Origin of the sequence: Psychromonas sp. KJ10-2 (genome assembly GCF_047323255.1) — a bacterium.
Classification (GTDB): Bacteria; Pseudomonadota; Gammaproteobacteria; order Enterobacterales; family Psychromonadaceae; genus Psychromonas.
Genome location: NZ_CP178827.1, coordinates 1,750,618 through 1,765,188, shown reverse-complemented (window position 1 = coordinate 1,765,188; position 14,571 = coordinate 1,750,618). Strand labels below are relative to the sequence as shown.

Annotated in this window: 12 protein-coding genes and 2 tRNA genes; 7 read left to right on the top strand and 7 right to left on the bottom strand. The window is 36.8% G+C overall.

What is annotated here, in order from left to right:
• The first annotated feature begins 35 nt into the window (after positions 1 to 35).
• Both ACLKL2_RS08475 and ACLKL2_RS08470 read left to right on the top strand, forming a co-directional pair.
• Positions 36 to 130, top strand: a tRNA-OTHER gene (locus ACLKL2_RS08475).
• A gap of 71 nt (positions 131 to 201) precedes the next feature.
• Positions 202 to 296 (top strand) — tRNA-OTHER (locus ACLKL2_RS08470).
• A gap of 1,017 nt (positions 297 to 1,313) precedes the next feature.
• On the opposite strand, the gene ACLKL2_RS08465 is transcribed toward ACLKL2_RS08470, so the two are convergent.
• Together ACLKL2_RS08465 and ACLKL2_RS08460 are read right to left on the bottom strand one after the other, a co-directional pair.
• Positions 1,314 to 1,721 (bottom strand): hypothetical protein, encoded by a 408-nt coding sequence (locus ACLKL2_RS08465; RefSeq protein WP_413694066.1) that lies wholly within the window; start codon positions 1,719 to 1,721, stop codon positions 1,314 to 1,316.
• A 35-nt stretch (positions 1,722 to 1,756) separates the two neighbouring features.
• On the bottom strand, positions 1,757 to 2,755 hold the full coding sequence (locus tag ACLKL2_RS08460) for a KAP family P-loop NTPase fold protein (protein WP_413694065.1): 999 nt from the start codon (positions 2,753 to 2,755) through the stop codon (positions 1,757 to 1,759).
• A 623-nt stretch (positions 2,756 to 3,378) separates the two neighbouring features.
• Here ACLKL2_RS08460 and ACLKL2_RS08455 point away from each other — a divergent pair.
• From ACLKL2_RS08455 to ACLKL2_RS08445, 3 genes are all read left to right on the top strand, one after another.
• Positions 3,379 to 3,840, top strand: coding sequence for an outer membrane beta-barrel protein (locus tag ACLKL2_RS08455; protein WP_413694064.1), 462 nt, complete (start codon positions 3,379 to 3,381; stop codon positions 3,838 to 3,840).
• A 900-nt stretch (positions 3,841 to 4,740) separates the two neighbouring features.
• The gene (locus tag ACLKL2_RS08450) at positions 4,741 to 5,667 is read left to right on the top strand and encodes a porin (RefSeq protein WP_413694063.1); all 927 of its coding nucleotides are present in this window, start codon (positions 4,741 to 4,743) and stop codon (positions 5,665 to 5,667) included.
• 591 nt (positions 5,668 to 6,258) lie between these two features.
• Positions 6,259 to 7,170 carry an aldo/keto reductase gene (locus tag ACLKL2_RS08445; RefSeq protein ID WP_413694062.1) on the top strand — a complete coding sequence of 304 codons (912 nt, stop codon included), beginning with the start codon at positions 6,259 to 6,261 and terminating at the stop codon, positions 7,168 to 7,170.
• Between the two features lie 73 nt (positions 7,171 to 7,243).
• On the opposite strand, the gene ACLKL2_RS08440 is transcribed toward ACLKL2_RS08445, so the two are convergent.
• On the bottom strand, positions 7,244 to 7,873 hold the full coding sequence (locus ACLKL2_RS08440) for a LysE family translocator (RefSeq protein ID WP_413694061.1): 630 nt from the start codon (positions 7,871 to 7,873) through the stop codon (positions 7,244 to 7,246).
• A 118-nt stretch (positions 7,874 to 7,991) separates the two neighbouring features.
• Positions 7,992 to 8,720, bottom strand: a complete 729-nt coding sequence (locus ACLKL2_RS08435) for a tRNA-uridine aminocarboxypropyltransferase (RefSeq protein WP_413694060.1) — start codon at positions 8,718 to 8,720, stop codon at positions 7,992 to 7,994.
• 156 nt (positions 8,721 to 8,876) lie between these two features.
• On the opposite strand from ACLKL2_RS08435, the gene ansA reads away from it, so the two are divergent.
• Positions 8,877 to 9,878, top strand: coding sequence for an asparaginase (ansA, locus tag ACLKL2_RS08430; RefSeq protein ID WP_413694288.1), 1,002 nt, complete (start codon positions 8,877 to 8,879; stop codon positions 9,876 to 9,878).
• A gap of 53 nt (positions 9,879 to 9,931) precedes the next feature.
• Here ansA and ACLKL2_RS08425 read toward each other — a convergent pair whose 3' ends face one another.
• The 3 genes from ACLKL2_RS08425 to ACLKL2_RS08415 all read right to left on the bottom strand — a co-directional run bounded on the left by ACLKL2_RS08425 (position 9,932) and on the right by ACLKL2_RS08415 (position 13,115).
• Positions 9,932 to 11,707 (bottom strand): alkaline phosphatase D family protein, encoded by a 1,776-nt coding sequence (locus tag ACLKL2_RS08425; RefSeq protein ID WP_413694059.1) that lies wholly within the window; start codon positions 11,705 to 11,707, stop codon positions 9,932 to 9,934.
• A 299-nt stretch (positions 11,708 to 12,006) separates the two neighbouring features.
• The gene (locus ACLKL2_RS08420) at positions 12,007 to 12,621 is read right to left on the bottom strand and encodes a glutathione S-transferase family protein (protein WP_413694058.1); all 615 of its coding nucleotides are present in this window, start codon (positions 12,619 to 12,621) and stop codon (positions 12,007 to 12,009) included.
• Between the two features lie 23 nt (positions 12,622 to 12,644).
• Positions 12,645 to 13,115 carry a MarR family winged helix-turn-helix transcriptional regulator gene (locus ACLKL2_RS08415; RefSeq protein WP_413694057.1) on the bottom strand — a complete coding sequence of 157 codons (471 nt, stop codon included), beginning with the start codon at positions 13,113 to 13,115 and terminating at the stop codon, positions 12,645 to 12,647.
• Between the two features lie 235 nt (positions 13,116 to 13,350).
• On the opposite strand from ACLKL2_RS08415, the gene ACLKL2_RS08410 reads away from it, so the two are divergent.
• Positions 13,351 to 14,502: an iron-containing alcohol dehydrogenase gene (locus ACLKL2_RS08410; protein ID WP_413694056.1), complete on the top strand. Its 1,152-nt coding sequence runs from the start codon at positions 13,351 to 13,353 to the stop codon at positions 14,500 to 14,502.
• Positions 14,503 to 14,571: the final 69 nt, after the last annotated feature.

Genomic DNA, 14,571 nt, shown 5'->3' with positions numbered 1-14,571 from the left:
GGGCTTTTTGCATTTTAGGTGTTTGATAAAATACTCGGTGATTAGCGCAGCTTGGTAGCGCATCTTCATGATTTTAATAGAGAGTTGGACCAAAGGGTGGTTTTAGGTTCGAATCCTCTATCACCGACCACATTTGAATAATCCGCTTAGCTCATAGAGTTAAGCGGATTTTTCGTTTCTGAACCTCTGATTTTTCATACTCGGTGATTAACGCAATTTGGTAGCGCATCTCCATGGTTTCATAAGGAGTTGGACTAGAGGGCGGTTTTTAGGTTCGAATCCTCTATCACCGACCACTGTTTTAGGTCATAACTCGTCTACGCTCGTCGGATCATCTAGAGCATTATTTACAGTGTTTTCGCCATGTCGGCGACTTTACTTTTTCTTGGTCAGAAGAAAAAGTAAGCAAAAAGACTGACACTGAATAACTTTCTAATCCAAGCTATTAATGCATTTTAAACGTACCGTTTCGTACGTGCATCCATGCACTAGCCTCAACTAACCCAAACATCCTGTTTGGTTTTACTAAAATGCGTTAATAGCTTGGGAAAGTTCAACAGTGGTGTCGTCGTAGCCACGTTGAGTATCGTTTTTTGGGGCGCAGAATTCATCCAGCCTTATTTTTAGAGGCTTAATTTAAAGTTACTTCGTTAAGTAATAACTCGTCTGCGCTCATCCTGTCTGTTTGATATTTCATTGCTTGGTGTTTCGCCATGTCGGCGACCTACTTTTTCCTACCAGAAGTATAAAGTAGGCAAAAAGACTGGCTCCCAATTCGTTTTTTAATCTGAATGAATAACAGCCTTCTTAACGCAGCGCTCAGACTCGACATCCATGTCTCGAACTGAGCTAGTAACGGCCCCCATGCCTTAACTTGCTGAAGTCAGTGATTAATTCAGAAAAACTCAACGGGAGGGATGTCATAGCCATATTGAGTAACGTTTTTTGGGGCGCAGGATTCATCCTGCCTTATTTTTAGAGGCTTAATTTAAAGTTACTTCGTTAAGTCATAACTCGTCTACGCTCGTCCTGTCTGTTTGATATTTCATTACTTGGTGTTTCGCCATGTCGGCGACCTACTTTTTCTTACCAGAAGAATAAAGTAGGCAAAAAGACTGGCTCCCAATTCGTTTTTTAATCTGAATGAATAACAGCCTTCTTAACGCACCGCTCAGACTCGACATCCATGTCTCGAACTGAGCTAGCAACGGCCTCCATGCCTTAACTTGCTGAAGTCAGTGATTAATTCAGAAAAACTCAACGGGAGGGATGTCGTAGCCGTATTGATTTTCATGTTATTAAGTAAATAAACGTTAATCAGATATAAATGACAATTCAACCAGTGAAATATAATCCGAAGAAGTTGCACAAGCTGTATTTGGATTGAATACAATATTAGCGTTTAAGCTTTTATATAATGAGTCTATGTTATGTGAGTCTAAACTTTCTAACTGAGTTGTATTGACAAAAGGTTGGATGTTGGAGCTAGGATTTTTATATTCAGCTATACAATCGTTTAGAAAATATTCAAATTGATAAGAATTCTTAGTTATTTTTAAAGGTTGCACCGATTGTTTTTTCGATACACCATTCGATGCATCATTATTATTTATGCTGTTTTTAGATCGATATGGGTTAGTTCCCTCCTCTCTTAATCTTAAATATAACTCAGGATGTAATTTCTTTAATATTATTAAGATTAATAGACTTAAAATACTCATTCTTTTAGTTGTAGTAATTTTATATGAATCGAGAGCTAAAAGTATTTTTTTACTTCTCTAAGAGATGATATTCCATGGTAAATCAAAACCATTTCAATTAGGGATACAACATATTCATGATTCAGTATATTGTCTTGAATTGGAAAGTTGGGGTAATCCAATTCAGATAAATTAACTCGTATATACTCTTTCAATGCAGGAGAAGGTAAAGTTACAGAGAGGTCAAAGAATCGACTTAAATAAAGATTAGCATCAAATCCATTACCATAAACCGCCTTTATTGAATGTTGTAGTTGTTCTGAATCTGTTGCAATCACAAATACGAAGTTTTTAGTATTAAAAAAATGTTTAACGCTTTCTATTACTTCTATTGAATAATTCGGTCTACACCGGTCTAGTTCATCAATTAAAATATAAACAGGGTATTTTTTGGGATGACCACCGGATTTTCTGACGTCAATAAAGGCTTCTGCTATAGCTTCTAAGGCAATTTTGAAATCTTTAATGCCATTCATTTTTTGACGTTGTTCTAAAACTGTTTTTAATACATCTTTAAGTGCATCTCCACATTCTTTCTCAGCTATATCTATGCCAAAAGTTGAAGAGACATCTTCAATTAGAGATTCATCGTCAGGGATACCTGTCTTATGTTTTAGATACCCAACAGCTAATGAGGGGATAGATTTCTTTACAAAATGAGTTCCTTTTTCAAAGAAATTTTTAATTAGTGCATTGTTGTCAGATATAGGGTTAGCAAGTTGAGAATGAAAGCAATCGATGAGAGCAGTCATTGGGTCATGGCTAAAATCAGACTTCCAAGCGTCAAAATAAATGACAGGATGATTGTGTTTTAATTGATTGTACCAACATTTTAAAAAGGTAGTTTTACCTGCTCCCCACTCCGAATTTAGATTAAGTACGTAGCCTTCAGGCCCTTTAGGAGTTAAAAAAGTTGTTAAATAATCTGCATAAGGTTTACGTTGAATTATTGGATATCTTTCAAATGTTTCTTCTGCACTGATAATTTCTGCCATAGATTTTCTCAATTAATTATTTTTATGTTGTAAATATTATCTGATAGTTACATGCAATGCATAATAAACAATTAAAAGTATTAATTAGTTATATTGCATTTCTAGACTCGGAAGTAGCTAGTAGTGCATCACTCAATGTGGTTACTACATCTTCACAGTTGAGTTTTTTGAAGCCATGAAATAATTTTAGTAAAACTAAATAGGATGTTTGGATTAGCTGGTATGGGGGATGGAGTGATTTATTCAGTAGCATAGTTATATAAGCGGGCTAAGCTCTGCGTTTCATCTGCAGTCCGAAACGGTAAGTTTAAAATAGAGAAAGTGGCTCCGCCGATAAACCGAAACCGTTGTTTGTAAATGTTAATAAAGTAGAGTGAGCGGAGACGACTCTGTCTCAGGATGATTGAGTTCATACATTGTCACTAATGCTTAATGTTGTAATCTCGCCTCGTCCTTCAATGAACTCTTTTTGCTAAAGAGGGTCATAACCAACCTGAGTAGATGCTTTATTAATTAAACGTTAAGTCTTAATAATTTGCATCTTTACTTTCCATTAATTAGCAACGCTGTTTTGTAAAAAATTAATGTCTAATTATTCGACACAATAAAAATTAAGGTAAAAAATGAGTAAAACAACTAAAACGTTAGCGGGCTCCCTGTTATTAGCGACTTTATCTGCGTCTGTATTAGCCGCTCCACAAACAAACTCATCTGCATCAAGTATTAAAGCGGGTGTGGCCTTTGACCAAGGTTTTGGTGTTACCGCTCAATTCAATAATAAAATTAATGCCTTTATAGGTAACGATGGAGTATCAGCTGATTACCTTTTTAAGCAAGGCGCTTTCAACTCTGATATTCCTATTAATTGGTATGTAGGTGTTGGTGGGGCTATTAATTGGGATGATAATGACCACGATAATTCCTATGCTGTCCGTGTGCCGTTAGGTGCTTCAATCCCTTTTGCAAAAAGCTGGGACGTTTATGGACAAGTTGCTCCTGACCTGGCATTTAAAGATAGACATAATGATAACAACGACTTTGAATTTGGTGTCGATGTTGCTTTAGGTGTACGTTACGGTTTTTAATTGCTTGATATATGTCTTGTAAAATAGAGGTGGGATGAGGTCCTACCTTTATCTATCCCTTTATAATCAAGCTATACTTATGTGCCTTTGCTTTTTAGATGGCTTAAAAAGAAAGTCGTCTATTATACCAATCACACTAAATAACTGATCTATTTTACTTGTTAAAATAACTGACTCCCTCGTTGTAATTTTCGCAAATAGAAAAAACTATTTAAGAATTAACATTTTTTAGTTAATCGTCGAGAGGTTTAAATTACGTTTTGAACCAAGCCATTTTTCCTGCGCAAAATGTAGATCACTTATTTAATACAACTGGTATTACTAGCCAAACGTATTATTAGTTTTGGCTATATATTTTAGTTGTCTAGCCATACTGACCGTAAATTACGAAATAGGTTTTGAACTTAGACGCTAAGCGAATTAGTCGCATTTGCCTTATGGCTCCGCTTTACCCAGCTTGTTTTACTTTGCTTCGGAAGTTGTCAATTATATCTTGGTCTATTTTGTATTTTGTTATAAATGAGGGAAACAAATAAGAATGTGATCTTGATCTTTAATTCAAAAGAGAGATGTTATTCACTGTTATTTTTTATGGTTATTGCTGATACAAAAAAAGTTCAATATTTCATCATGTTTTTTGTGAAAAAATGGAAAAATGATGGATTTAACACTTATTTAGCATTTTGGTTTGATTAATTAATGAGATGTATGTCACATTAAGGTTCTTTTTTGTCAAATAATTTGTGACGTCTCGTCATATAAGTGTGTTTGCTATTTCAGCCTTGAGAATTGTGTGGTAATTTTATTTTGCGCTTAAAGAGTTGTAATGCGTTGTTAACATTACATGACTTAAGTATTCAAAGGACTCAATTAAAATTAATAGCCACAAGGTGATGGAAAATGAAAAAAACAATCTTAGCAACAATGCTGACTTCTCTATTCGCAGCAACAGCAGCACACAGTGCAACAGTTTATGAAGCTGATGGCGTAACACTAGATCTTTTTGGTGATGTTGAAATTCAAGCTAACAAAGCTACTGAAGACAACTCAGCAAAAATGATTCACCTTGATGATGCTGACTTCGGCGTTCAAGCTGGTTATGTACTTAGTGATAGTTTATCTGCGATTGCTAAAATCTCTGTAACGGGTGAAGATGAAACTGGATCTACAAACAACATCGATCTTGATGAAGCGTTTGTTGGTTTAAGCTTTACACAGTTTGGTACAGTAACTATTGGTCAACAATACACTATCGCAGATGATATCGGTATTGCTAACGATTATGCATTTGGTATCAACAGTGGTTACGCTGGTGTTGCAACAGATGGTAAGCAAGTAGTTAAATATGTAGTTGATAACGGTAACTATTACTTTGGTGTTTCTTACTTATTAAATGAAAATGCAGCTTCTGATGATGTAGAGTCTATTGATGCTCGTTTAGGTGTGCGTATTGATGCATTAGACTTAACAGCTTACTTAGGTAAAGCTGATGATGCTGATCAGAGCGCTACTTCTGTTCTTTTAGAAGCTCGTTACTCGATGGATGATTTAGAGCTTGCTGCATCTGTTAGTAGCCTTGACGGTTATACTTCTGCTGAAGACAGTACTGCATTTGGTTTAGCTGCTGCATACACTGTTGATAAAGTAACTTATTCTGGTGGTTACTCTCTTCTAGATGTTGATGGTGATGACGATAAACTTAACACATATTTTGTTAATGCAGCATACGCATTCAATAGCAATGTAACTGTTTACGGTGAACTTGGTGGCGATGATTCTGACGATTCAGAATTAGGTTACGGTGTTGGTATGGCTGTAACATTCTAATTTAGTTTTTATTAAATAAAGTGTTCTTTTTGTTCTAAACAAAATAAATACTAACTATTTAATAAACAATAAAACTGCTTACTTGTGCAAACAGGTAAGCAGTTTTTTTATGGGTGATCCTTATAAAAGTGAATCACTTATAGAGTGACTATCTAGGTTAGTAACTGTTTTTTGAATAATACCAATCACACTAAGTAACTGATCTATTTTACTTGTTAAAAGAACTGACTCCTTCGTTGTCATTTTTGCCAATAGAACAACTATTCAAGCATTAACATTTTTTAGTTAATTCTTCGCCAGACTATTAACGAAGTTAATTATCGAGAGGTTTAAATTACGCCTTGAATTAAGCTACTTTTCCTACACAAAATTTAGATCACTTATTTAATGGATCTAACACATAGATATTATTATTATAAATTTGATATTAAACGCACATTAATACCCACTAGTAGTTATTTGTGGAGTTTGCCATGGGTACAATAGGTTAGTGTCTTTAGAAAAATGAACGAAGAGATGGAAGGACCTTTGAAAGTGGGGGGTATCAGTACCTACTTATTGTTATTAGAACAAATAATTTGAGGAAGTAATATGTTAGAGCAAGTTGAAAAGGTCATTATGGCGCCACAGGGACCCGCTTTTTCTAAATTAGTACAAGGTTACTGGCGTTTAGGGAGCTGGAATATGTCTGCTCAGCAACGCTTAACCTTCTTAAAACAACATATTGAACTAGGTATCACAACTGTTGATAATGCGGCTATTTATGGTGATAGTGAGGTGTTATTTGGGGAGGCGTTAGCGCTCGATCCACAAGTAAAAGAGCAGATTCAAATTGTGTCTAAATTTGGCATTAATGGTATCGAAGCATCTATAAATGAAAAGCGAGTTTCCCATTACGATAGTAGCAAGTCGGCCATTATTCGCTCAGCTGAGAATTCATTAAAGCGTTTAGGGGTTGAACAACTTGACGCATTACTAGTACATCGACCTGATTATTTGATGGATGCTGACCAAGTTGAAGAGGCATTTTCTGAATTAAAAAAATCTGGAAAAGTAGCTCATTTTGGAGTGTCTAATTTTACACCTTCACAATTTGATTTATTACAATCACGTTTAAACCAACCTTTGATTACTAATCAAGTAGAAATTAATCCTATCAATCTATCTGCACTTGAAGATGGTGTACTGGATCAATTACAGCAATACCGTATTCGTCCGATGGCATGGTCATGTCTAGCTGGTGGTAATATTTTCCAGCATTCAGATTTACAAAATGCGCGCCTACGTGCTTGTTTGGAGCAAATAGCTGAAGAAATTGGCGCGATTTCAATGACTCAAGTTATTTTTGCTTGGGTATTAAAGCATCCTTCAAAAGCAGTTGCTTTACTGGGGACTGGTCAAATAGAAAGGGTGAAAGAAACCGTTGGCGCTTTAGCATTAAAAATGAATACCGAACAGTGGTATCGCATCTTAGTGGCCTCTAAAGGCCAGCCTGTTCCTTAGGGGGGATTGTTTAAATAATTGTGCAGCAAGGGGCTTGTTTATGATCTCCTTACTGCACAACTTGAATTATTTCTTATATTAAGCTGAAGAAGAGTTCCCCTGCAAAGATTAATAATATTCCACCCATGACACGTTCAAACCAATAGCCTTGTTTTACAAAACGTTGGCGGACGCTCTCTTTGGAGAATAAAAAAGAGACGAGGCTAAACCACGCGGCTGTTGTTAGCACAATCCATATACCATAAATTGATTGGATTGCGATGGGGGTGTTTGGACTGACGATGGTAGTGAAGATCGCTAGAAAAAATAAGGTGGCTTTAGGGTTAAAGACATTGGTCATGAAACCAATGCTAAATGCTTTCTGTTGATCTTTTTTATTATTGTTTGTGTCGAGCGGATTCGCTTGGTTTGTGGTGGCTTTACTACTCAGTAAGTTAATACCTAAGTAGGTCAGATAGGCAGCCCCTAGGACTTTTGCCGATAGCATTAAATAAGAGGATTGTGAGATCAATAAACCTATACCCAATACAGTATATATAACATGAATTGCAATACCTGCACCTATTCCTAAGCTGGTAATAATCGCGGTCTTTCGTCCAAAGCTAATGCTTTGCCTAAGTACAATGGCGAAATCAGGTCCAGGGCTGATGACGGCGAGAAAATGAATGAGCGTTAACATTAAAAATTCGTGTAAGTAATGCATATTGTCCTTTCAAAGATAAAGTGAATGAAGAAATAAAACAGATTAAGCTTAGCCATACTTAACCAATACAGTACCAAAGCTAAGTGTTTGAACTAGCTAAATAAACTGGTTGCTATGTTTATTTATTTAAGGCTAAAGACAATAGCGCCTGCTGACTATTTTCAGGTAAAGGATGTCGACCTTTGCCGAGTAAATAGTTTTCTTTAAAGGTATTAAACAGAAGGTGCATGATGTCAGCATTTTCAAACTCTTTTAAGCTGGATAAGACTAAACTCGCTACTTCAGCAGTGGCTAGTTGGTTGTCTTTTGTTGCTTTTCGCACAAGGTATTCTGATAATTTTTCTGGTGAAAAAGATAACACTGGAAAGTTGTTTAAATAAGGACTTTTACGAAACATTTTTTTTGCTTGTGCCCACGTTCCATCTAATAAGATAAATAGAGGACGTTTATTTTGTATTAACTCTGGAAGTGTTGCTTGCTCGATTATCTGTCGATTTACCTCAGCATACTCCGAAGGAAAAACAACAATCGGCATCCACTTTGGATCCCTTAATAGATCTAACATCTCTGCTTGAGGTTTAGTACGAGACCAAATATAAGCGTAAGTATCGTCAATAAGATCGGCAATCAGTCGACCAGTATTACTGGGTTTCAAAATTTCATCATCATACATCAATAATAAAAATGCACTTTGACTACTGACGGTTTGTTTAATCTCACATAAGCACAGGTAGGGTAATAGCATACAGTGCTTACAACGGTTAATACTGCCTCCTCTCGCTAGGAAAGGACGGGTACTTTGACTTAAACGATAATCATATAATGTGTGAACTGCATGGATCCGCATAGTGAACTCTTTGATTGTAAAAATGATCCGATTTAATTTTTTATACAACAGCGATGGATTTGTTACTATACGCGAATAGGGCAATATTATTCTAACAATTCCCTTAAAACCTATTATTAATTATTTTACTGAGAATATAATGGCTGAAAAAAACGTATTTATATCGCTTACACTGGCGGCACAATCGGTATGAAACCTTCGAAAAATGGCTATATTCCTGTTGCAGGTTATTTATCTGAAACGATTAAAAATATGCCGGAGTTTTTTCATGAAGATATGCCAGATTTTGAAATTCATGAATATGAGCCATTGATTGACTCTGCTGATATCTCTCCACAAGCATGGCAAATATTAGCCAACGACATTCAGCAAAGATACCATGACTTTGATGGTTTCATTATATTGCATGGCACTGACACCATGTCTTATACTGCGTCGGCGTTATCGTTTATTTTTGAAAGTTTAAGTAAACCAGTCATTATTACCGGATCTCAAATTCCGCTTTCCCAGCTTCGTTCTGATGCGCGTGCTAACTTGTTGAACTCTTTATATATTGCGGCTCATCATCCGATTAATGAAGTGTGTTTATTCTTTAATAACCAACTATTCCGAGGTAACAGAACCACTAAACAACATGCAGATGGTTTTAGTGCTTTTGTTTCACCAAACTACCCTGTGTTGTTGGAAGCCGGTATTGATATTAAAAATATCGCAGGAAAGAAGCAGCGTACAGTTAATACTCGTCTCACCATTGGCCAAATCGAAAAACAGTCGATAGCCATACTGCATCTATTTCCTGGATTAGATTGGCAGGTATTGGATAATTTATTAAAAAGCCCATTACAGGCATTAGTACTTTTAACTTATGGTGTGGGTAATGCCCAGCAAGATCCTGAGTTATTGAATACATTAAAAGAAGCCAGTGATCGTGGCATTTTAATTGTTAACTGTAGCCAGTGTTTAAAAGGTAGTGTGAATATGGATGGTTATGCCACAGGGCATGCGTTAAGTGAAGCAGGGGTGATCGGTGGCATTGATATGACAACTGAAGCAGTGATTGCTAAATTACACTATTTATTGAGCCAAGATCTGAGTTATAAAGTAGTGAAGGAGTTATTAACGACTGATTTACGTGGTGAGTTGAGCACTTCTTTTTAAAAATTTATTTAAAATGCCTCGTTATTTATTAACGAAGCATTTTGATATTCACCTTATTCAGTTGTTAAAATCAATCCAGCATCATCTGCTAAGCTGCTTGCTATTGTAGAGCGCTCTGTTAATTGTTGGTATTGATCAGATAAAATCGTATCAACAAAGTGCCATTCACTTTCTACTTTTTCTGGTGTAAAAGTCAGTGTTAAGAAACCACGGTCTTTAACATTAACATATTGTAACCCCTCGACTAACGAAACAAAGCCGGCTTCAGTTGCCTCAACAACGGTATCACTAATGCCTAAGTAATATTCAAGCCCTGGCGAGGAAATCGATGGTGCTGCAAATTCAACACCCACAATTGCGTCCTTTGTATTAGATAAGTTATTCGCCCAAGCGTTATGGGTATCACCTGCAACCACAACTAAGTTTTTGTCATTATTATTAAAGATGTCTAATACTTTATCGCGCTCGGTAGCGTACCCATCCCATGCATCCAGGTTGTAGGGAAGTGTTGGGAAAGATAGTTGGCTCAATACCTCGGTTGTTAACTTATCTGCATTCTCTGCGTAATAAGTTTGTTCTGCTGTTGTTAAGGTAGGGTCGCTAGCTTCGATTCGGGCGGCTAGTAATGCTAATCCACCTAACTCTTCGTAATCACTGGTGCTCATTGCATTCAATGCTATCGCACCTGGTAATTTCATCTCACCCATTAAGACTTGTTGTCCCAATAACTGCCAACGGCCTGTATTGGTTGTTACGGTATCTTCAAGCCACTGTAATTGCTCTGCGCCTAGCATGGTGCGTTCTGTTTCATATAAATCTTGATTAAATGTTTCTTCATCAAAAAACAGGCTACCATCATAGTAATCTGCATAATTTAATTGTTGGTCACGTGCTAATACACGTGTGTCTAACATGTAAAGATCGATGAGATCACCAAAAGCAAAGTGGCGGTAAATTTCTTCATTATTACCTTCACTCCATGGGCGAATCGGTAACCATTCAAAATAAGCTTGTAGGGCGGCGAGTTTTCGCTCTTCGAAGCTACCTTCTCCATCATTATGATTACCTGCGCCGTCTCGCCAAGTGTCATCAGCAACTTCATGGTCATCCCAGACAGTAATAAAAGGCACTTTACTATGTAGTAATTGTAAATCAGGATCACTGTGATATTGGGCGTATCGAGTCCGGTAATCACTTAAGCTAAATAACTCTGTTGCAGGTAATACTTCTCGGTCGAGTGCTTCTGCGTTTTCACTTGCATATTCATCTCGCGCATATTCATAAATGTAATCACCCAAGTGTAATACGGCATCTAACGATTCTTGCTGGGCTGCTAAGTTATACACATTAAAAAAGCCTGCAGGGTAATTTGCGCAAGACATTACAGCTAATTTTACAGAATCAGGGGAACCATCACTGATTGTTTTAGTGGTGCCTATGGTCGATGTTACACCATGACTAATAAAACGATAATAATAGGTGGTGTCTGTTTCTAGGCCGATCACATCTATTTTCATCGTATAATCTTTTGCTGCATTGGTGGTGCTGTTACCTGTGCTGATTAATGTTGTAAAGGTTTGATCTTTTGATACTTCCCATGAAACAGTCAATTCTGCTTCAATATCGGGTGTAATGCGTGTCCAAAGAATGACTGAATTAGCCAAGGGGTCACCACTGGCTATTCCATGATTGAAACTAACATTAGCAACGCTCACTTCACTTTCATGTTCTTCGCTAGCACAACCCATCAAACCATAAGAAACAACTGCTGCACCAGCACCTCTCGCCGTTAAGATCAGAAAGTCGCGGCGTGATATAGAACCTTTCATAAAACTATCCCTATTTTAAAAATTAATAGTGTATGGTGCTTTTATGACAACTGAGTTGTTAATTGATTGCTTTTTATTTGATAAATTATAGAAATATATATAAGTGCACTATGTTGAATAGATAACTCTGTATTGAATTGTTCGATTAAACTCTAAGTGAGTTTAAGATTAATACCAATTGCATTAAGCAGGGGGATGGCAAAACGATAGGCGGCTTTAGTAAATTGCATGTGGAAAAAGACGCAAAGTAGTGTCATCTACTTAGCATCTTTCATTTTATATACTCATCATTGCAATAATTAGTTACCTAACTCGATATTTTCTGCTCTTTGGAAGGCTGGGTGAGTGGCAAGTTGTTTAGCATAAGCTGATATATGCGGAAAATTAGCTAGTTGACCGCTATTCGCGACCAGTTCAACAATGAACGACATCATAATGTCTGCTCCTGTTAATTTATCAGCAACTAAATAGCGTTTGTCAGCTAGTGAATCATTAAAGTAGCTGATCACTTTGAAGGTTTCTGTATCTGCATAATCTGCTAGAAAGTTAGTGTCACAGCCATCTTTGTTCACAAACATTTTTAATAATAAAGGTAAAATGGCTGAGCTTTCGGCAAAGTGAATCCATTGGCTATATTCAACTTCGTCTGTTGTTGATTTTTCTGGAGCCAGTTGGCCGTTCGAATATTTATTAATCAGGTATTCTGTAATAGCACCTGATTCTGCAATGATTAAACCATCATCTTCAATCACCGGTGATTTCCCTAATGGATGAATGGCTTTTAACTCTGGAGGCGCTAGGAAGGTTTGACTATCTCTTTGGTATTCAATAATACTATAATTCACGCCAAGTTCTTCAAGTAACCAAATAATACGTTTTGATCGAGATTTATTCAGATGGTGTAGTTTAATCATATTTATATGCCTTATTTTGAGGACTACTCTTGCAAGTTATCACACATTTTGTCGCAGCTTTCTTTTAAACTTAATAGTTCTTCAATGGGTAGCTTAGATTTACATAACATCTCATTGGGCACCGCTTCTGCTAGGGATTTTAATTGAGCACCTTGTGCTGTTAAAAATATTTCTCGCACTCGCTCATCTTCTAATCCACGTCGTCGGACAAGTAGTTGCTTGTTTTCAAGTCTTTTTAACAACGGGGTTAGAGTACCTGAATCTAAATGTAATTTATTACCTAACGACTTTACGTTAATACCATCATGGCTCCACAGCACAATCATCACCAGATACTGAGGGTAAGTTAAATCTAATGCATTGAGCATTGGGCGATACGCTCTGATGATTGCATTTGCCGCACTATAAAGAGAGAAACAAACTTGTTTTTCGATCACCAGATCTGATGTGTCGGATGCCATATTAGTATCTTGTTTTAGTGTGTTGCTAGCCATATTCAATCCTTTAAATAATTATGTTGCGCACAATATACTTGCGTTATTGCTTTTATGAAGCATATAATAGCGGCCAATTAGATTGTGTGCAATTTATTTTGTTGATGTGTTGGTCGCTATCTTAGACTGATTCATATTCGATCATCACTTTTTAAAATAGTTAACTAATAATCTATTCTCATCAGGTCATATTTTATTAAAACAGCTTAAATAAGCTGTTCTATAGGAGTCATCAATGAACAACTTCAGTTACAAAAACACCACAGAAATTCATTTCGGCCAAGGTCAAATTACCGCGATCACTAATAGTATTCCTAAAGATAAAAAAATATTAGTGACTTATGGCGGTGGCTCTATTAAAGGGAACGGTGTTTATGATCAAGTCGTTGCGGCACTGGCTCAGCATAATTGGGACGAGTTTTCAGGCATTGAGCCAAATCCACAATATGACACATTAATGAAAGCGGTTGAACGCATTCGTGCTGAAGGGTTTGATTACTTATTGGCTGTTGGTGGTGGATCTGTTGTGGATGGGACTAAATTTATTGCAGCGGCTGTCAACTTTGAAGGTGAAGAAGCCTGGGATATTCTTGCTAAACAAGGCGAGATTAAAACTGCATTACCATTAGGTTGTATTTTAACACTACCAGCGACGGGTTCAGAAACAAATGCAGGTGCTGTTGTTACTCGTGGTAAAGAAAAATTAGCATTTGGTAATCCGCTTGTACGTCCTCAGTTTGCAGTACTTGACCCACAAACCACGTTAAGCTTGTCTGAACGCCAAACATCTAATGGTGTTGTTGATGCCTTTGCTCATGTAATGGAGCAATACTTAACGTACCCTGTTAATGCAAAAATACAAGATCGATTTGCAGAAGGCATTCTATTAACATTAGTTGAAGAAGGACCAAAACTGATTGATGATTTACAAGATATGGAAGCGCGTACCAACGTAATGTGGGCTGCGACTCAAGCATTAAGTGGTTTAATTGGTGTAGGTGTTCCTCAAGATTGGGCAACACACATGATTGGTCATGAACTTACGGGTAATTTTGGTGTTGATCATGGTCGTAGTTTAACCATCGTTTTACCTGCTATCATGCAAGTCTGCCGTGAAGAGAAAAAAGCAAAACTATTACAATACGCTGAGCGTATTTGGAATATCACTGAAGGTTCAGATGATGCTCGTATCGATGCAGCTATCGAGCAAACAAAAGCCTTTTTCTCTGCAATGAAAACACCAGTATCATTAAGTGAAATCGACTTAACTCAAGCAGATATTGATACAGCAATGGTAAGTTTAGAAGCACATGGTATGACTAAGCTTGGTGAGAATGGAACAATAGATTTAGCACGTTCTCGTCAAATTTTAGCAACTGCACTTTAAGTTAAGCGATTGTTTAAATAGTTAGTTTAATGATTGCTTTAAAACCTCATTAGTTGGACTAATGAGGTT